The 19,328-nt window shown below is 65.9% G+C and carries 17 protein-coding genes; 11 read left to right on the forward strand and 6 right to left on the reverse strand.

Going from position 1 to position 19,328, the window contains the following annotated elements:
* Positions 1-112 precede the first annotated feature (112 nt).
* Genes radC through sfsA form a run of 3 tightly spaced genes read right to left on the reverse strand, consistent with a single transcriptional unit; the run spans position 113 to position 2,549 of the window.
* Positions 113-919 (reverse strand): RadC family protein, encoded by an 807-nt coding sequence (gene radC, locus DFR52_RS02085; protein WP_110030256.1) that lies wholly within the window; start codon positions 917-919, stop codon positions 113-115.
* Positions 920-944: 25 nt separating this feature from the next.
* A complete protein-coding gene (gene map / locus DFR52_RS02090; protein ID WP_110030257.1) occupies positions 945-1,778 on the reverse strand; it encodes a type I methionyl aminopeptidase in 834 nt (277 codons plus the stop codon).
* A 51-nt stretch (positions 1,779-1,829) separates the two neighbouring features.
* On the reverse strand, positions 1,830-2,549 hold the full coding sequence (sfsA, locus tag DFR52_RS02095) for a DNA/RNA nuclease SfsA (RefSeq protein WP_110030258.1): 720 nt from the start codon (positions 2,547-2,549) through the stop codon (positions 1,830-1,832).
* Between the two features lie 177 nt (positions 2,550-2,726).
* On the opposite strand from sfsA, the gene DFR52_RS02100 reads away from it, so the two are divergent.
* From DFR52_RS02100 to ilvD, 6 genes are all read left to right on the forward strand, one after another.
* Positions 2,727-3,299 (forward strand): hypothetical protein, encoded by a 573-nt coding sequence (locus tag DFR52_RS02100; protein WP_146215524.1) that lies wholly within the window; start codon positions 2,727-2,729, stop codon positions 3,297-3,299.
* The gene (locus DFR52_RS02105; protein ID WP_110030260.1) at positions 3,280-4,611 is read left to right on the forward strand and encodes a GAF domain-containing protein; all 1,332 of its coding nucleotides are present in this window, start codon (positions 3,280-3,282) and stop codon (positions 4,609-4,611) included. The genes DFR52_RS02100 and DFR52_RS02105 overlap by 20 nt, the downstream gene beginning before the upstream one ends.
* A gap of 201 nt (positions 4,612-4,812) precedes the next feature.
* Entirely contained in the window at positions 4,813-5,442 is a 630-nt protein-coding gene (locus DFR52_RS02110; protein ID WP_210205746.1) for a hypothetical protein, read from the forward strand.
* Positions 5,443-5,512: 70 nt separating this feature from the next.
* A complete protein-coding gene (locus DFR52_RS02115) occupies positions 5,513-6,898 on the forward strand; it encodes an FAD-binding oxidoreductase (RefSeq protein WP_110030261.1) in 1,386 nt (461 codons plus the stop codon).
* A 105-nt stretch (positions 6,899-7,003) separates the two neighbouring features.
* Positions 7,004-7,939: a sulfotransferase domain-containing protein gene (locus tag DFR52_RS02120; RefSeq protein ID WP_110030262.1), complete on the forward strand. Its 936-nt coding sequence runs from the start codon at positions 7,004-7,006 to the stop codon at positions 7,937-7,939.
* Between the two features lie 276 nt (positions 7,940-8,215).
* Positions 8,216-10,051, forward strand: a complete 1,836-nt coding sequence (gene ilvD / locus DFR52_RS02125) for a dihydroxy-acid dehydratase (protein WP_110030263.1) — start codon at positions 8,216-8,218, stop codon at positions 10,049-10,051.
* A 62-nt stretch (positions 10,052-10,113) separates the two neighbouring features.
* Here the strand turns inward: ilvD and phaC are convergent, their stop codons facing one another.
* A complete protein-coding gene (gene phaC / locus DFR52_RS02130; protein ID WP_110030264.1) occupies positions 10,114-11,949 on the reverse strand; it encodes a class I poly(R)-hydroxyalkanoic acid synthase in 1,836 nt (611 codons plus the stop codon).
* Between the two features lie 256 nt (positions 11,950-12,205).
* On the opposite strand from phaC, the gene DFR52_RS02135 reads away from it, so the two are divergent.
* From DFR52_RS02135 to DFR52_RS02155, 5 genes are all read left to right on the forward strand, one after another.
* Positions 12,206-12,595, forward strand: coding sequence for a hypothetical protein (locus tag DFR52_RS02135; protein ID WP_146215525.1), 390 nt, complete (start codon positions 12,206-12,208; stop codon positions 12,593-12,595).
* Between the two features lie 80 nt (positions 12,596-12,675).
* A complete protein-coding gene (locus DFR52_RS02140) occupies positions 12,676-13,896 on the forward strand; it encodes an LL-diaminopimelate aminotransferase (RefSeq protein ID WP_110031079.1) in 1,221 nt (406 codons plus the stop codon).
* 152 nt (positions 13,897-14,048) lie between these two features.
* Positions 14,049-15,368, forward strand: a complete 1,320-nt coding sequence (locus DFR52_RS02145; RefSeq protein ID WP_110030266.1) for a homoserine dehydrogenase — start codon at positions 14,049-14,051, stop codon at positions 15,366-15,368.
* Positions 15,369-15,581: 213 nt separating this feature from the next.
* Complete coding sequence (gene glpX, locus DFR52_RS02150; protein ID WP_110030267.1) at positions 15,582-16,583, forward strand: class II fructose-bisphosphatase; 1,002 nt, start codon at positions 15,582-15,584, stop codon at positions 16,581-16,583.
* A gap of 166 nt (positions 16,584-16,749) precedes the next feature.
* The gene (locus DFR52_RS02155; RefSeq protein ID WP_146215526.1) at positions 16,750-17,061 is read left to right on the forward strand and encodes a hypothetical protein; all 312 of its coding nucleotides are present in this window, start codon (positions 16,750-16,752) and stop codon (positions 17,059-17,061) included.
* 666 nt (positions 17,062-17,727) lie between these two features.
* Here the strand turns inward: DFR52_RS02155 and DFR52_RS02160 are convergent.
* Together DFR52_RS02160 and DFR52_RS02165 are read right to left on the reverse strand one after the other, a co-directional pair.
* Entirely contained in the window at positions 17,728-18,033 is a 306-nt protein-coding gene (locus DFR52_RS02160) for a GIY-YIG nuclease family protein (protein WP_110030269.1), read from the reverse strand.
* A gap of 352 nt (positions 18,034-18,385) precedes the next feature.
* The gene (locus tag DFR52_RS02165) at positions 18,386-19,036 is read right to left on the reverse strand and encodes a TrmH family RNA methyltransferase (protein ID WP_110030270.1); all 651 of its coding nucleotides are present in this window, start codon (positions 19,034-19,036) and stop codon (positions 18,386-18,388) included.
* Positions 19,037-19,328 lie beyond the last annotated feature (292 nt).

The following is a 19,328-nucleotide window of genomic DNA, read 5'->3' on the forward strand; positions in this document are numbered from 1 at the left end:
CCGAAACATGGCGCAACCCATACTCCAATTGCGTCGCAATCGCAATAACGCCAGGGCTGATGGGGGAGAGCAGCGGGGTCACGTCAGGGCGCCGGTCGAACCGCTCCTCCCGTCAGATCAGCTTCAGCCCCTTCAGGCTGGCATGGCCGTCGCGGCCGATGATGATGTGGTCGTGCACGGTGATGCCGAGCGGCTTGGCCGTGTCGATGATCAGCCGCGTCATCTCGATGTCGGCGCGGGACGGCGAGGGGTCCCCGGAGGGGTGGTTGTGGACCAGGATGACGGCCGTGGCCGAGAGTTCCAGCGCCCGCCTGACCACCTCGCGCGGATAGACCGGGGTGTGGTCGACGGTGCCGGTCTGCTGCACCTCGTCGGCAATCAGCGCGTTCTTCTTGTCGAGAAACAGTATCCGGAACTGCTCACGCGCCTCAAACGCCATCGCCGCGCGGCAGTAGTCGATGACCGACGACCAGGAGCCGAGCACCTGGCGGCCCCTGAGATCGCCCCTGAGCATGCGGTGGGCGATCGCCGCGATCAACTTGAGATCGGTGGCGACATTCCCGCCGACGCCGCTAACCTCGGTGAGCAGGTGGACGGGCGCGCCGATCACCTCCGACAGCGAGCCGAAGCGGGCGATCAGCGCCTTGGCGATCGGCTTGGTGTCGCGGCGCGGAATCAGCCGGAAGAGCAGCAGTTCGAGCAGCTCGTAGTCGGCCAGCGCCGCGTCGCCACCGTCGCGAAACCGCGCGCGCAGCCGCTCGCGGTGACCGTGATAATGCTCGGCGCCGGAGTTCGTCTGCTCCGGCTCGGCGCGGGTCCTGCCCTTTGCCGGCGCCTGATCCGAAAAGAAATCCCGCTCGTCGGGCAAGCCCGTGTCGCTTTCCTCGTCTGGGAAACCGGAGCGGGGGGTGGAGCTCATCTGCGGATGCCGATCACGCGGCCGCTCACGGGGCCGGGGGCAGGCCGGGGCGGTCGAGGCCCGCGGGCGACAGGGTGAAGATCTCGCAGCCGTCGCGGGTCACGCCGACCGTGTGCTCGTACTGGGCCGACAGCGAGCGGTCGCGGGTGACCGCGGTCCAGCCGTCGGACAGCACCTTCACATGCGGACGGCCGAGATTGATCATCGGCTCGATGGTGAAGATCATGCCCTCGCGCATTTCCGGACCGTCCTCGGGCCGGCCGTAATGGACGATGTTGGGCGCGTCATGGAACAGCCGGCCGAGCCCGTGGCCGCAGAAATCGCGCACCACCGAGCAGCGCTCGGCCTCGGCGAAGGACTGGATGGCGTCGCCGATGGCGCCGATGCGCGCGCCCGGCTTGACCGCCCGGATGCCGAGCATCAGTGTCGCATGGGTGATTTCCATCAGCCGCTCGGCGGCGCGCTTGATCTCGCCCACCGGATACATGCGGCTGGAATCGCCATGCCAGCCGTCGAGCACGTAGGTGACGTCGATGTTGACGATCTCGCCCTCGCGCAACGGCTTGTCGTTGGGGATACCGTGGCAGACCACATGGTTGATCGAGGTGCAGCAGGATTTGGTGTAGCCGCGGTAATTGAGCGTGGCGGGCAGGGCGCCGTTGTCCATGCCGAATTCGAACACGAACCGGTCGATGGCGTTGGTGGTCACGCCCGGCTGGACGATCGGCACCAGCGCGTCCAGGCAGCGCGCCGTCAGCTGGCACGCCTTGCGCATGCCCTCGAAGTCGTCTGGGCCGTAGAGGCGGATCTGGCCTGTGTTCTTCAGCGGTGCGGATGCGGCGTCGATATAGGTGACCATGGTCTGGCTCGTTTCGATTGTCTGGCGGCACCCGCATCGGCGGGCGGCTCATCATATGCTTGAGGCGGGCAGTTCCTCAATGGGAACCAGAGAGTCCGGCGCAATTTCGTTGAGGCTGATCTTGCACCGGACGGCGAGGGCTTCAACCCCGCGTTTCATGGCACGCACATAGGCTAATGCGTAGGCCGGATCAAGATCGCCGCAGATCGACAGCCGCTCGCAGTCCCCGCGCTGGATCAGATAGACCATCACTGCGCGGTGGCCAGCCTCGGCCATGGCGCCCAGTTCCTCGAGATGCCTGGCGCCGCGGGCGGTCACCGTATCGGGAAATTCCACAAGTCCGGGTTGACGGCGGAAATGCACGTTCTTGACCTCGACATAGGCGCGGCCGCGGACCGGATCGTCGAGTTGCAGGTCGATGCGCGACCTGACACCGTAGTTCTGCTCGCGCCTGAGGGTCTCGTAACCCGCGAGGCTCGGGATGAGGCCGGACAGGATCGCCTCCTCGACCAGCGCATTGGGACGGCCGGTGTTGATGCCGACCAGGGTGCCGTCGGCCTCGACCAGCTCCAGGCTGTGCTTGTATTTGCGCGTGAGCGAGTCATGCAGCTGCACATGAACCCGCGAGCCGGGCTCGGACAGGCCGAGCATCGAGCCGGTGTTGGGGCAGGAGCCGGTGATGATCTCCCCGCTGTCGAGCTCGGCGTCGAACAGGAAGCGCTTGTAGCGGCGGATCAGCGTTGCGGGCTTGAGCGGCTGGGCATATTTCATGGATGCCGATTAGCAGGCTTCGCGGAGTCCGGCAAACCGGCGGTCCGCGCCCTGATGCGAGGGATGTTCGCGCCGCAAGCTTTCCGGGCGTTCCATCGCGGTCGTTTTCCCCGCGTCGGATTCGTGTTATCGTTTTGCCGCTGTCTGACCACTCGGCCCCTGGTGTTCCATTTCACGATGTCGCGCTTCGAGAAGCCCTTTACGCCTGACCAGGATATTGTCGCGCACCCGTATCGCGGAGAGGCGGAGCACCAGCTTGCCGCGGACGTGGTGGCGCTCTGCCAGGTCGGGGCGAGCATCATCTTCGGGGTGAGGGGGCTCGACGGCGCCCCGATCGCCGGTCTGGGCCTCGCCTGCCGGATCGTCGACAACCGGCAGGTCCGGCTGCTGGTGCTGCGCAAGCCCAATGACGACGCATTGATGGCGCTGACCCGGGACAGCCGCATCGCCGCCACCTTCACCAGGATCAGCGACCACAGGTCGATCCAGCTCAAGGGGCTCGATGCCGTCATCGGCGCCGTGCAGCCCGAGGATCTGCGCGCCGCCACCCGGCAGGCCCGCGCCTTCCGGGACATGATCATCGACCTGGAACTGGGCGATGCCTTCGCCGCCGCCTATTGCAGCTACGAGCCCGCCGAACTGGTGGCGATCCAGTATACCCCCGACCAGGCCTTCACCCAGACCCCGGGACCGGGCGCGGGCACCCGCGTCGCCATGGATGACGCGCGCGATGACCGTTCCGACGCTTGACCGAATCCGCAACTGCCTCGAGGGCATCATCCCCTCCTTCATGGCGACCTGCGACGACGACGGCCTGCCCAACGCCTCGGAGATTTCACAGGTGCAGTATATCGACTCCGGGCACGTGGCGCTGTCCTACCAGTTCTTCAACAAGACCCGCCGCAACGTGCTGGCGACGCGCAAGGCCTCGGTGATTGTCGTCGATCCGGACACCAACGCGCAGTACCGGCTTGATCTCGACTATCTCGAGACCCGGGAGACCGGGCCGGTGTTCGAGGCGATGCGCGCCAAGCTCGCCGGCATCGCCTCCTATTTCGGCATGCAGGGCGTCTTCAAGCTCCTGGGCGCCGACATCTACCGGGTGCGCTCGATCACCCCGTTGCAGTCGGTGCTGATCCCCGACCCGGCGGTCCGCAACCCGTTGTCCTCGGCCCGCCGCGTCACCCAGGAACTGGCGCTGGCCACCGATCTCGGCGATCTGTTCGACCGGCTGCTCGACGCGCTCGACACCCATCTCGGCATCCACCACGCCATGGTGCTGATTGCCGATGGCACCGATGGCCGGCTGTTCACCGTCGCTTCGCGCGGCTATCCCACAAGCGGCATCGGATCGGAAATCGCGCCCTGGCAGGGGGTGATCGGGGTGGCGGCCAACGAGGGAGTGCCGATCCGGATCGGGCATCTGGCGGGCGAATATTCCTACAGCGCGGCCATCCGCGACAGCGCCGAGCGCCAGGGGCTGCACTGGGCGGCGGCAAGCATTCCCTATCCGGGGCTGGCCGCGCCGCTGAGCCAGATCGCGCTGCCGATCCGGCCGCTCGGCAAGACCATCGGCGTGCTGTTTGCCGAAGCGCTCGAACCCAACCGCTTCGGCTATGACGACGAGGACGGGCTGGCGCTGGTCACGGGTGATCTCGGATTGCGCATCCTGATGGTACAGCAGGACGACCGGCCGGTTGCGCCGCCGGCTGTGCAGCGGCGGCGGGTGGCCGCCGGAGACGCCGTCGTCCGTGTGCGCCATTATCCGCACGACAACAGCGTCTTCCTTGATCAGGCCTATCTGATCAAGGGGGTGGCGGGCGCCATCTTCTGGAGGCTGGTTAGCGTGTATCACGCCGAAGGGCGGACCGAATTTTCCAACCGCGAGCTGCGGCTCGACAAGGCGCTCAGGCTGCCCGACTACATCGACAATCTCGAGGCGCGGCTGCTGCTGCTGCAGCGAAGGCTTAGCGAACGCGGCGCCTGCATCCAGATCTGCAAGGCCGGGCGCGGCCGCTTCCGGCTGGCGACCGATGCAACGCTGCAGCTCGAAGAGGCCTGACCCGAAGGCCTTCCCGCGGCCTGCTGCAGTGATGCGCCGGCTGCCCCGACCAGACCGTCATCCTGGTTGAATAGCAATATTTTAAGAAACCTTGGAGGGTGTTTTAGCAAGCGCCCGGGAGGGTGATCCCGTATCTCCATGCCGTGCCGCCCCGGTGGCGGATCGATGCAGCAGGGGCTGCACCAGCACAGGGAGATCATCATGAACACCAATCCTTGCACGGCGTCTGTGCCGCTTATCGCTGCACTGATGGTCGCCACAATCGTGGGTCTTTCCACGGCCGGCGCCCATGAAGGCCATCACGACGTGGCCAAGGCGGTGGACGCGATCCGTGCCGCCGCTGCGCGCTATGCCGATGTCAATGTGGCGCTCGCCGAGGGCTTCATTCCCGATCCGTCGGGCCATTGCGTCGATGCGGCCATGGCCGGGCTGCCGGCTGAAGTCGGCGCCATGGGCATCCACTACATGAACATGGCCCGGCTCGGCGTCACCACCGACACGCCGCGCGTTGACGGCCACGGCATTCACACCGATTTCCGCGAGCCCGCCATCCTGCTCTACGAACCGCAGGCCGACGGCTCGCTCGAACTGGTGGGCGTGGAGAACCTGGTCTTCGAGAAGGCCTGGCTTGCTGCCGGCCATGACGGGCCGCCGAAGCTTGTCGGCCGCGACTGGGATCACATGGCCGACGATCCGGCGACGCAGGGTGACGAGGCGCATGGCTTCGAGCCGCATTTCGACCACCATGTCTGGCTCCGCAAGAACCCGGCCGGCGACCTGATGCCGTTCAACCCCACGGTGACCTGCGCGCATGCGCACCACACCCACTGAACCCGTTCCTCCGCAATTCCGCCGTGCTCGACGCATGGCGACGGAATCAAACCTCTGAAAGGACCTTGAAATGAACATCGAGATGCTTGAGCGACAGGTCAGGGGAGCTGTTATCTCCCAGACCGATCGCGACTATCGCGCCCTGAAGGACGCACTGATCTGGAACGGCCGCAAGAGCGCGAAGACGCCGCGAACCGTGGTTCGCGCCGAATGCGCCGCCGACGTGCAGGCGGCGGTGCGCTATGCCGCCGCCAACGGATTGACGGTTTCTGCGCGCGGCAGCGGCCACCACTTCGCGCTCCTGTCGATGCAGGACGGTGTGCTTGTCGATCTGTCGCGGATCAACCGGGTGACGGTCGACGCGGATGCGATGACTGCGGTCATCGGGCCCGGCATCACCAATGGCGAACTCGCAGCCCAGCTGGCGGAGCTCGGCCTTGCATTTCCCGTCGGTCATTGCGCCAGCGTCGCCGTCAGCGGCTACATGCTGGGCGGCGGATTCGGCTGGAATTCCGGCGCGGTGGGCCTTGCCTGCCACAATGTGCTCGAGGTCGAGGTGGTGCTTGCCGACGGTTCGCTGGTCACCGCCAGCGAATCCGAGAACGCCGACATCTTCTGGGCCGCGCGCGGCGCGGGACCGGAGTTCTTCGGCATCGTCACCCGTTACCGGGTGCGTCTGTACACGCTGCCGCGCGCCATCCGCACCGCCGTCTGGGCCTATCCGATCGATCGGACGGACGAGGTCGAGCGCTGGATGACCGCCACCATGGCCACGGCGCCCAGCATCCTGGAGTTCACCGCGGTGATGACGGCCGCGCCGCCGCCGCTCGACGGCAAGGTCGCCAAGGTGGTCTCCGGCGTGGCGACGGTGTTCGCCGACAACGAGGCGGAGGCCGACGCCGTGTTGGCGAGTGTCGCAGCGCTTGCGCCGCGGGAACCGCTGTTCGCGCAGCCGGCCATGGCGACGCCCTTCGACACGCTCTACCAGATCATGGGCCAGTTTTTCCCGGAAGGGCTGCGGTTTGCCGCCGACACCCACTGGTCCGCCGATGGTCCGGCGCTGATGTCGGGGCTGGCCGAGGCAGTGGCTTCGGCGCCGACGCCGCAGTGCTTCGCGCTCGGCGTGGTGCTGCCGCCGCCGCCGGGTCCGATGCCGGATGCCGCCTTCTCGATGGCCGCACCGGTGTTCTCGGCACTCTATGCGGCCTGGTCGGACGCATCCGGGGATGCGGTGAACATGGGCTGGCTGCGCGAGACGAGCGAACGGCTGGCTCCGGTTTCGCTCGGCCACTACATCGGCGAGGCCGACCTCGAAAGGCCCGAGCGGACCCGCGACTGCTTCGCGCCCGATGCCTGGGCCCGGCTTGGCCAGCTGCAGCGCCGCCACGACCCCGAAAGCCGCTTCGACCGGCCGACCGCCGTGCGGGCGGAAGCGGCAAGCCGGCTCGCCGGCTGAGCACCGCTGACAACACCCAAGCATCGCCCGGCGGCGGGACGGATGTCCGCCCCGCCGACAGGCGCCAATTTCCCGACATCAACCCCACCCCATGAGGAGACCAGCATGACCGCGATCACCACCCCCCGGCCGCGCAAGACGCGCGAATTGCACAGCCACCATTTCGATTCCACCATCTGGAACGATTTCACCTTCCGGGACGACGACATCGTCATCGGCACCTATGCCAAGTCCGGGACCACCTGGACGCAGCAGATCATCGCGCAGCTCATCTTCAACGGCGCCGAGGACCTGGAGGTGGCCGAGATGTCGCCCTGGCTCGACCTGCGGGTGCCGCCCAAGCACATCAAGCTGCCGGCCGTCGAGGCGCAGACCCACCGGCGCTTCATCAAGACCCATCTGCCGGTCGATGCGCTCGTCTTCTCGCCGCGGGCGAAATACATCTACATCGCCCGCGACGGCCGCGACGTGCTGTTTTCGCTGTTCAACCACCATGCCAACGCCAACGCGGCCTGGTATGCGGCGGTCAACGATTCGCCCGGTCTGGTCGGCCCGCCGATTGCGCCGCCGCCGGCTTCGGTGCGGCAGTATTTCCGGGAATGGCTCGACGGCGACGGCTACCCGTTCTGGTCGTTCTGGGAAAACATCCGCACCTGGTGGCAGATCCGGCATCTGCCGAACGTGATGCTTCTGCATTTCGCCGACCTCAAGGCCGACATGCCGGGCGAGATCCGGCGCATCGCCGGGTTTCTCGGCATTGCCATCGACGAGGTGACCTGGCCGGCGATCCTCAGGCATTGCAGCTTCGACTACATGAAGGCCAATGCGACGAAGAGCGTGCCGCTCGGCGGTGCGTTCTGGGACGGCGGCGCGCAGACCTTTATCCACAAGGGCGTCAACGGGCGCTGGCACGACGTGCTCAGCGCATCGGAAAGCCGCGCCTACGAGGAACGGGCGCTGGCCGAGCTGGGGCCGGACTGCGCCGCGTGGCTGGCCCGGGGGACGGTCGCCGCCGTTTCGGGCCCGAGGGATGCCGCCTGAGCGCGGGATGCAGACGGCATGCAGGCCGTCTCCCCCCGAATCGGGCAGCGGTTTCGGGATCACGACATGTATGATCACAAAAGCTAAAGCACATCGCGTGAATCCGAATTCACGCGATGTGCTTTCGGCCGCCGATGGCTGGACATTGGGGCGAAATTGCTCAGGAATGGGTTCCCGCCGCGCTGCCCGCTATGGTATCGGGCAGTGCGAATGTTTACTCATGCCCCGTGATCCCGCTCCGTTCAGAGCGACATGCCAGTGAAAGTCGACAGCCCCATGCCAGATTATCGTTCAAAGACAACCACCCATGGCCGCAACATGGCCGGCGCCCGCAGCCTCTGGCGGGCAACCGGCGTCAAGGACGGCGACTTCGGCAAGCCGATCATCGCCGTGGTCAATTCCTTCACCCAGTTCGTGCCCGGACACGTGCATCTCAAGGACCTGGGCCAGCTGGTGGCGCGCGAGATCGAGAAGGCCGGCGGCATCGCCAAGGAGTTCAACACCATCGCCGTCGATGACGGAATCGCCATGGGCCATGACGGCATGCTCTACTCGCTGCCCTCGCGCGAGATCATCGCCGACTCGGTCGAGTACATGGTCAACGCCCATTGCGCCGACGCCATGGTCTGCATTTCCAACTGCGACAAGATCACCCCCGGCATGCTCAATGCCGCCATGCGGCTCAACATTCCGTCGGTCTTCGTCTCCGGCGGTCCGATGGAGGCGGGCAAGGTGGTGCTCAACGGCAAGACCAAGGCGCTCGACCTGGTCGACGCCATGGTCGTGGCCGCCGACGACAGCGTGTCCGATGCCGATGTCGACGCCATCGAGCGCTCCGCCTGCCCGACCTGCGGCTCCTGCTCGGGCATGTTCACCGCCAATTCGATGAACTGCCTGACCGAGGCGCTCGGCCTGTCGCTGCCGGGCAACGGCTCGGTGCTTGCCACGCACTCCGACCGCAAGCGGTTGTTCCTTGACGCCGGTCATCTCATCGTCGACATCGCCAAGCGCTATTACGAGCAGAACGACACGTCGGTGCTGCCGCGCAATGTCGCCAACAAGCGGGCGTTCGAGAACGCCATGTCGCTCGACATCGCCATGGGCGGTTCCACCAACACCGTGCTGCACATCATCGCCGCGGCCTATGAGGGCGGGATCGATTTCACCCTCGACGACATCGACGCGCTGTCGCGCAAGGTGCCGTGCCTGTCGAAAGTGGCGCCGGCCAAGCAGGACGTGCACATGGAGGACGTCCACCGCGCCGGCGGCATCATGGCGATTCTCGGCCAGCTCGATGCCGGCGGGCTGATTTTTCGCGACACGCCCACGGTGCACATGCCGACCTTGGGCGCCGCGATCGACCATTGGGCCACCGACCGCACCCGGAGCGACAGCGTCCGCGATTTCTTCAAGGCGGCACCGGGCGGCGTTCCGACGCAGACGGCTTTCAGCCAGTCGGCGCGCTGGGAAGAGCTCGATCTCGACCGCGAGAGCGGCGTGATCCGCTCGGTCGAGCATCCCTTCTCCAAGGACGGCGGACTGGCCGTGCTCAAGGGCAACATCGCGCTCGACGGCTGCATCGTCAAAACCGCGGGAGTCGATGAATCGATCCTGAAGTTCTCGGGCCCGGCGGTGGTGTTCGAGAGCCAGGACGCGGCGGTCAAGGGCATTCTCGGCAAGGAAGTGGGCGAGGGCGACGTGGTGGTGATCCGCTACGAGGGCCCCAAGGGCGGCCCGGGCATGCAGGAAATGCTCTATCCGACGAGCTATCTCAAGTCGATGGGGCTCGGCAAGGCCTGCGCGCTGATCACCGACGGCCGCTTCTCGGGCGGCACCTCTGGCCTGTCGATCGGCCACGCCTCGCCGGAAGCGGCGCAGGGCGGCACCATCGGTCTCGTCTGCAACGGCGACATCATCGAGATCGACATTCCCAACCGGACGATCCACCTGGCGGTGTCCGAGGAGGAGCTGGCGGTGCGGCGCACCGAGCAGGACACGCTTGGCTGGAAACCGGCCGCTCCGCGCCGGCGCAATGTGACCACGGCGCTCAAAGCCTATGCGGCCTTTGCTTCATCCGCCGACAAGGGCGCGGTGCGGATCCTGCCGGACTGAGGCAAGCCGTCGCGGAGCCTGGATGGCCGGGCTCCGCAGCCCCATCAGGGGCTGCGGGCGGCCTACACCTTGACCTGGACATAGGAGCCGGGAGCATCCTCGATCGGCTCGAGCCTGCCGCCGCCGGGTTCGCGGACAGGGACCTTGCTGCCTGCCAGGTCGCTCACCCAGGCGTGCCAGTGCGGCCACCAGGAGCCGGGCGTTTCTTTGGCGCCGTCCACCCATTTGTCGAAATCGCCGTCCGCCGGGCCGTCGCTCCAGAACTGGTACTTGCCCGCCGCCGGCGGATTGACGACGCCGGCGATGTGGCCTGAGCCGGCCATCACATAGGTCACGGGTCCGCCAAGCATCCGGCCACCGATATAGGCCGAGCGGGCGGGTGCGATGTGGTCCTCGCGTGCGGCGAGATTGTAGGCCGGGATCTTGATGTCCTTCAGATGCAGCGTATGGCCGGCGAGCTGCATGCGGTCATGCGAGAGGTTGTTCTCGAGATAGCAGTTGCGCAGATAGTAGGAATGGTTGGCCGCAGGCATCCGCGTGGCGTCGGAGTTCCAGTACAACAGGTCGAAGGGCATCGGGTCCTTGCCCTTGAGGTAGTTGTTGACGACGAAGGGCCAGATCAGGTCGGAGGCGCGCAGCATGTTGAAGGCTGTCGCCATCTTCGAGCCGTCGAGATAGCCGTTCTTCTCCATCGCCGCCTCGATCGAGCCGATCTGGGCCTCGTCGGCAAAGACCTTGAGATCGCCGGCATGGGTGAAGTCGGTCTGGGTTGTGAAGAAGGTCACCGAGGCAATGCGGCGGTCCTTCTCCTGGGCGTGCAGCGCCAGCGTGGCGGCCAGCAGCGTGCCGCCGACGCAATAGCCGATGGCGTTGACCTTCTTTTCGCCGGTCACCGTCTCGATGGTGTCGAGCGCAAAGCCGATGCCTTCGCGCGCATAGGCCTCCCAGTCCTTTTTCGCGTGGCGCCTGTCGGGATTGACCCAGGAGATGACGAACACCGTGTGGCCCTGCTCGACGGCCCAGCGGATGAACGATTTCTGCGGGTTGAGATCGAGGATGTAGAACTTGTTGATCCATGGCGGCACGATCATCAGCGGCCGCTTGAGCACCTTGTCGGTGGCCGGCGCATACTGGATGATCTGGCAGATGTCGTCCTGTGCAATCACCTTGCCGGGCGTCATGGCGATGTTTTCGCCGACCTTGAACTTGGACAGGTCCGACTGGCGCAGCTTGAGTTCGCCGTGGCCGGCCTCAATGTCCTCGGCCAGCATGTGCATGCCGCGAACCAGGTTTTCGCCGTTGGACGCGACGGTTTCCTTGTAGAGCTCCGGGTTGGTGATCAGGAAATTGGCGGGCGACAGCGCGCTGGTAATCTGCTTGACGTAGAACTCGGCCTTGTGGCGGGTGTGCGCGTCGAGACCCTGGCTGTCGGTGACAAGCTTGTTGGCCCATTGCGAGGTGACGAGATAGGTGTTCTTGAGCAGGTCGAAGAACGGATTGGTCTCCCATTCCGGATCGGCGAATCGCTTGTCCGCGGGCCTGGGCGGTGGCGCGGCGGGGGTGTCGGCCTGATCGCCGGCAAGCTTGTGCATCGATTTCGACCAGAGATCGAAATAGCCCGACAACAGGCTGGTCTGCGCCTCGATGGCGCGCTTGGGGTCGGAGAGCCAGTATTCGCCGACCTTCGAGAAGGTCTTGACCATGTCGGCCATCGGCTCGGACATGGTGTCGCTGATCTCGCCTCGTTCGCGCGGCTCCACCCATGCCGAGGCGGCCTTTCCGAGCTCTTCGAGCATGCGCGCGATGTTGCGGGCCATGGCCTCGGGATCCTTGACGACATAGGCCTCGGCGGGAGAGACCGTCGCGTCTTCCGGTTTCGCCTTGTCCTTGTCGGTCATCGATACCTCTCCCCGGATGCCGGCTGTTGTGTCCGGCTGGCAGTTTGCCTTAAAACGGCTTGGATGGACTGCCAGACAATCATGATTGACCTTCGGCAAGCCCGCAACTCTGTGATAGGGCCTTTTGCGGCGGCTGTCATGACCGTCAATGGATCGAGATCGGAAAACCGCTGCGATGACCCTCATATGTCGAGCCTCTCTTGTCGGCCTGTTTTGTGGCGTGGTGATGTCCGCGGCCGGCTGCCAGACTGCGTCATTGGAAGATGCCGCCCCGACCCGGGCGCAACTGGCGGCGACCGCTCCGGCGGATGCGGGAACCGCGGCGGTCGAGCCGGCGCCGTCGGCTGCGACCCGGATGGGGCTGCCGACGGTGCTGCCGAGCGCCCGGCCGATTCCAGAGACACGGGATTTCGTTGCAACAGGCGCCAGCAGAACCGGCGAGTTCCCGCGGTTCGAGGCGCTGCAGTCGGCCAATTCCCAGTTGAGCGACGCCGAGAAACGGGCTGCAGAGAAGCAGATGGCTGATCTGCTGCGCGCCCGCGCGGGCACGCCCTCCGCGCAGATGACCTATGCGGAGCGGCGCGCCTATCTGCGCAAGGTCGCCGCCACCCATGCCGCCGAGGCGGAGGCGGAGATCGTCAAATAGCGCTTGCGTCCGGCTTGATTTGGACGCAAACCGATGAAATCCGGGTCTTGGCCGATGGGCCTGCAATTCTGGGGATGGTCATGGAAGAGTTTCACAAGGTCCGCCGCCTGCCGCCTTACGTCTTCGAGCAGGTCAACCGCCTCAAGGCCACGGCGCGCGCCGGCGGCGCCGACATCATCGATCTCGGCATGGGCAATCCCGACCTGCCCACGCCGCAGGCGATCGTCGACAAGCTCTGCGAGGCGGTCCGCGACCCGCGCACCCACCGCTATTCCACTTCGCGCGGCATTCCCGGCCTGCGCCGGGCCCAGGCGGCCTATTACGAGCGCCGATTCGGGGTCAAGCTCGATCCGAACACCGAAGTGATCGCCACGCTCGGCTCCAAGGAGGGCTTTGCCAACATGGCGCAGGCGATCACCGCGCCCGGCGACGTCATCCTGTGCCCGAACCCGACCTATCCGATCCATGCCTTCGGCTTCATCATGTCGGGCGGAGTCATCCGCTCGCTCGACGTGGTGCCGGATGCGAGCTTCTTCGCGCCGCTCGAGCGCTCCGTGAAGCACTCGATCCCCAAGCCCATCGCGCTCATTCTCAACTACCCGTCGAACCCGACCTCCTATGTTGCCTCCTACGAGTTCTACAAGGACGTCATCGCCTTCGCCAAGAAGCATGATCTGATCGTGCTGTCGGATCTGGCGTATTCGGAAATCTACTTCGACGGCACGCCGCCGCCGTCGGTGCTGCAGGTGCCGGGCGCCAAGGACATCTGCGTCGAGTTCACCTCGATGTCGAAAACCTTCTCGATGCCGGGCTGGCGCATGGGCTTTGCCGTCGGCAACGAACGGCTGATCTCGGCGCTGACGCGGGTCAAGTCCTATCTCGACTACGGCGCCTTCACGCCGATCCAGGTGGCGGCGACCGCGGCGCTGAACGGCGACGGCTCCGACATCGCCGAGGTGCGTTCGATCTACAAGAAGCGTCGCGACGTGCTCGTCGACAGCTTCGGCAAGGCCGGTTGGGACGTGCCGCCGCCGCCGGCGACGATGTTCGCCTGGGCGCCGATCCCGCCGCAGTTCCGGGACATGGGCTCGCTGGAATTCTCCAAGCTGCTGATCGAGAAGGCCGACGTGGCGGTTGCCCCGGGGATCGGTTTTGGCGAGCAGGGCGATTATCACGTGCGCATCGCGCTGGTCGAGAACGAGCACCGCATCCGCCAGGCGGCGCGCTCGATCAAGAAGTTCCTTGCCACCACAGGCACCGGCGACGCCGCCAATGTGGTGTCGCTGTCGGCGCGCCGCTGAGGCCGGGCCGACCTCTCCTCCGCCATCGGCCCGCACGCGGCAAGTCGGCGCGGCGGGCCGTTGACCTTGGCGGCGGGGCGTTTTAAACCGCGCCATCGCTTCCTGCTGTCCGCGGCTCTCGCGCCGGACGCCAATCTTCGGGTGACACAGACATGACTGAGGCCCTCAGAATCGGCATTGCCGGTCTTGGCACCGTGGGTGCGGCGCTGTTTTCGGCCATCACGGCCCGCCACACCATGCTCACCCAGATCTGCGGCCGTGAAATCCGCATCGTCGCCGTCTCTGCCCGCGATCGCGGCCGCGACCGCGGCATCGACCTGTCGGGCGTCACCTGGTTCGACGATCCGGTCGAGCTGGCGCGCTCGGGCGAGATCGATGTGCTGGTCGAGCTGATGGGCGGCGATTCCGATCCGGCGCTGTCGACGGTGCGCACGGCGCTCGGCCGCGGCGTGCACGTGGTCACCGCCAACAAGGCGCTGCTCGCCCGCCATGGCGTGGACCTGGCGACGATCGCCGAGGAGCACGGCGTGCTGCTCAACTTCGAGGCGGCGGTGGCCGGCGGCATCCCGGTGATCAAGGCGATGCGCGAGTCGCTGACCGGCAATTCGATCAGCCGCGTCTACGGCATCCTCAACGGCACCTGCAACTACATCCTCACCCGCATGCAGCGCGAGAACATGGGCTTTGCCGATTGTCTCGCCGAAGCCCAGCGGCTGGGCTATGCCGAGGCCGATCCGGCCTTCGACATCGAGGGCAACGACACCGCCCACAAGCTGGCGATTCTGACCAGCCTCGCCTTCGGCACCAAGATCGCCTGCGACGAGGTCTATATCGAGGGCATCACCAACATCACCATCGACGACATCCATGCCGCCGACGAGCTCGGCTACCGCATCAAGCTCCTCGGCGTCGCCCAGCGCACCGAGACCGGCATCGAGCAGCGGGTGCACCCGACCATGGTGCCGAAGGACTCGATGATCGCCCAGGTCGACGGCGTCACCAACGCCGTGACGATCGAGGCCGACATCCTGGGCGAGCTGATGCTCTCCGGTCCCGGCGCGGGCGGCGACGCCACCGCCTCGGCCGTGCTCGGCGACATCGCCGACATCGCCAAGAGCCGCCCGGGCCACCAGCACGGCCCGGCGCTCGGCCGTCCGGCCGCAAGCCTCGAACCCTACCGCCAGGCGGAAATGCAGAGCCACCAGGGCGGCTACTTCATCTCGCTGCGCGTCGAGGACCGCACCGGCGTTTTCGCCTCCATCGCCACCGAGATGGCGAAGAACGGCATCTCGCTGGAATCCATCGTCCAGCGCGGACAGCCGGCTGCCGCCAGGTCGGGGCAGACGGTCATCCTCGTCACCCACGCCACCACCGAGGCATCCGTTCGCAATGCCGTCGACGGCATTCGCGGCGAGGGATACCTTGCGGGCGCGCCGCAGGTGATCCGCATCGAGCGCACCGCCGCCGGCTGAAAGGCGGCGGGTCCGCTCGCTGGCGGGCCGCGGCGCCTCGCATGGCGGCGGAGGGTGCATCGCAGCATGCGGGCCCTGATGATTCTACAATCGATTTAGTCGAAATTTCGCCAAAACTGCAGGGAAAACAGCGGTTTTCACGCCAGTTTCGCATTGCCTTGGTAGCTCTCGCCGCTGTAAGAGCAGCCTCGAACGACAGATCGGGAGCAGCGCATGGCTGACAGGCAGGCAGACGTAACCAGCACCACCGGCAACGGTCTCGACCGCATCCTCACGCTTGAGATCGCCCGGGTGACCGAGCGCGCGGCGGTGGCGGCGGCCCGGCTGAGGGGTCGCGGCGACGAGAAGGCCGCCGACCAGGTGGCGGTGGACGCCATGCGCGCCGAGCTCAATCGGCTGCCGATCGCCGGCACCGTGGTCATCGGCGAGGGCGAGCGCGACGAGGCGCCGATGCTCTATATCGGCGAGGAGGTGGGCACCGGTCAGGGCGCCGATGTCGACATCGCGCTCGACCCGCTCGAGGGCACCACCATCTGCGCCAAGAACCTGCCCAATTCGCTCGCCGTCATCGCCATCGCCGAGAAGGGCAGCCTGCTCTACGCGCCCGACGTCTACATGGAGAAGATCGCCATCGGCCCGGGCTATCCGGCGGGCACCGTCCGGCTCGACATGAGCCCGGCCGACAACATCGCGGCACTCGCCCGCGCCAAGGGCGTGGCCGTCAGCGAGATCACCGCCTGCATTCTCGACCGGCCGCGGCATGCGCGCCTGATCGAGGCGGTGCGGGCGACGGGGGCTGCGATCCGGCTCATCGGCGACGGCGATGTCGCCGGCGTCATCCACACCACCAATCCCGACGAGACCGGCATCGACATCTATATCGGCATCGGCGGCGCGCCCGAGGGCGTGCTGGCGGCAGCCGCACTCAGATGCATCGGCGGCCAGATGCAGGGCCGGCTGCAGCTCAATACGCCCGAAAAGGTGGCCCGCGCCCTGCGGATGGGGATCGAGGATCCGAACCGCATCTACCAGATGGAAGACATGGCGCGCGGCGACGTTCTGTTTTCGGCCACCGGGGTCACCGATGGCAACATGCTCGACGGCGTCCGCTTCAACCGCGATGCCATCGTCACCCACACCATCGTCATGCGCTCGTCCTCGCGCACCGTGCGCGAGATCAAGGCCCGGCACCAGGATCTCGACAAGTTCGGGTGAGGGGGAGCTCCTCCACCGGCTTCGGAAGGAGCGGGAACGGGCTCTTGATCACCGGACGTCTCGCACCTATCATTGCTCCCGACGGCGGGGTCTGCGCGGTGTCGCGGCATATGCGTCAGACATGGCGAGTCCGCAATGATCGTGTTCCATCGACGGGGTGGTGCTGGTGGCCGATGATTTCAAGACATTGCGGGAGGTCGGTCACGGCATCTCCGGCATCCGCCACGTGCTCAACCTCTACGGCGCGGTGTTCGCCACCTGCGTCGCAGCGTTCCTGTTCGGCGGCTGGCAGATGTTCGGCAAGATCGACCGGGTCGAGGACAGCACCGCACGCATCGACGAGCGGCTGGCGCGGATCGAGACGCTGCTGGCGGGCATCAGCGCAGCGCCGGATGCCGGCTCTGGAAAACAAGCCGGCAGTCCTGCCGATCTCGGTATTGATGACACGGCGACAACGTCCAACATTGATCCAGAGTAGCCGGCGCCTCCCTTCACCACCATGCCGAAGAGGCCGCGAAGCTGCCAACACGGCGCCTCCCTTCACCCTCATCCTGAGGCGGCCGCGAAGCGGCCCTCGAAGGGCGAGGGTGAAGCCACCGATCTTGCCGCAGTATCTGATCCGGGAGCTCCGTGGCCTTCCCTTGCCCTTCGAGGCGACCCTTCGCAGCGCTCAGGGTCGCACCTCAGGATGAGGGAAGCGGGAACGCCCGCGAATTGTCCATTCTTCCAATGATTTGGCGCCATTGGGGGACTGGACGGCGCCGCCCTCCGGGAGTGGCGGCGGCAGCGCGTCCCTTCACCCTCATCCTGAGGTGGCCGCGCGAGCGGCCCTCGAAGGGCGAGGGTGAAGCCACTGATCTTGCCGCAAATATCTGATCCGGGAGCTCCATCTGATCCGGGAGCTCCGTGGCCTTCCCTCGCCCTTCGAGGCGACCCTTCGCGGGGCTCAGGGTCGCACCTCAGGATGAGGGAAGGGGCGGCGCCCGCGAATTGTCCGTTGTTCCAATCATTTGGCACGATAAGGGGAACTCCTATGCCGAAGAGGCCGCGAAGCTGCCAACACGGCGCTTCCCTTCACCCTCATCCTTAGGCGGCCGCGTGAGCCACCCTCGAAGCGCGAGGGTGAAACCGCTGATCGCAGCGGTTAATCCCGGAGGTCTTCAACTTTGGATCGGCGCGAAAGTGCAGGCAGCCCTTCGTAATCCTGCGCGATCAGGGCTTCCTTCTTGCGGCGGGACCATCCCTTGATCTGCTTTTCACGCGCGATGGCGTCGAGCAGGCGGTCATAGGTTTCTGTGAACACCAGGGACACCGGTCTCCGTCTTGCCGTGAAGCTCTTTTCATCCGGCAGGTTGTTGTGCTCCCAGACGCGCGCCTCAACGTCCTGTCGGGTCAGGCCGGTGTAATAGCTGCCGTCGGCGCATCGCAGTATGTAGACCGTCGCTTCCAATTGCGCCCGTCTCCTGGGGCCCGGGAATGCTCATGACAATGCGCGAATGAATTCTGCGGTACAAGCAAAGATGCAGCTCCGTGGCCTTCCCTCGCCCTTCGAGGCGACCCTTCGCGGGGCTCAGGGTCGCACCTCAGGATGAGGGAAGGGGGAACGCCCGCGAATTGTCCGTTGTTCCAATCATTTGGCACCATAAGGGGACAAGACGACGCCCGCCTTCACCCCATGCCGAAGGGGGCGCGAAACGGCCAACACGGCGCCACCCTTCACCCCCATCCTTAGGCGGCCGCGATGCGGCCCTCGAAGGGCGAGGGTGAAACCGCTTTGGCGCGCGTCATGCCATGGATGCCCTCTAGGCAGGCCTGTCCGCGTCGTTCGTCTTCGCAGTTGCCCGCGGTCGCCGTTTTCCGGCGCGTGTGTATTTTTCCTGATAGGCGCGTCGCTGCCGGGTGATCTCGTAGAGGACAATTCCCGAGGTCGTGCCCAGATTCAGGCTCTCGATCATCCCGACCATGGGAATGCTCACGCACATCTCGCTGCGGTCGACGGCTAGGTCGCTTATGCCTGTGGATTCACTTCCGAACCAGACAGCCAGCTTGGTGTGGACGGTGTAATCGGGCTCATGCAGGACGGCGTTGTGTCTGCCCTTGATGTGGGGTGATGTGACGATCGACACGAAGCCGTTCTTCTCCAGATGCGCCAGACAATCCTCGGTGCTGTCGAAGCGCTTGACGAAGCTCCATTTGATCGCCGAGACGGAGAGCTTGGACAGCGTCCGTCTTTCGCGCATCTCCTGCCAGTCGTCCGGAAGCGACCGGCGAGGATCGACCACATAGGCCTTTTCGACTCCGAGCGCGTTGACGTTGCGGATGACGGTTCCGATATTCTTGATATCGCTCGGATTTTCCAGAACGGCGATCAGGTTCTTGCAGCGGAACTGCCTGATCTCGTCGGCCCGGCGGCGCGCGGAACTCTTGGCCGCGGTTGTTTCGGCTGTATCCATTCTGCCTGCGTCCCCTGCTGTTCCTTCGCCAGGTTGTCGACGCGTGATGCAGCGCCACACCAACTCCGCGAATTCCGAATTCGCTGCCACACTAGATGATGGCAGATCGCTCTTCAAGCTGGTGGGCGCAAGACCGCGATTGATGCCAAGGCGGACGCTCAGTGCCATCGCCGCCTTCCCTCGACCTTCGGGTCGACCCATCGCCAGGCTCAGGGCCGCGCCTCAGGATGAGGGAAGGGGCAGCGCCCGGATGAGGGAAGGGACAGCGCCCGGAGCCGACTGTCCCCAGCTT

The sequence above is a fragment of the Hoeflea marina genome (assembly GCF_003182275.1).
In the GTDB taxonomy this organism is placed as follows: domain Bacteria; phylum Pseudomonadota; class Alphaproteobacteria; order Rhizobiales; family Rhizobiaceae; genus Hoeflea; species Hoeflea marina.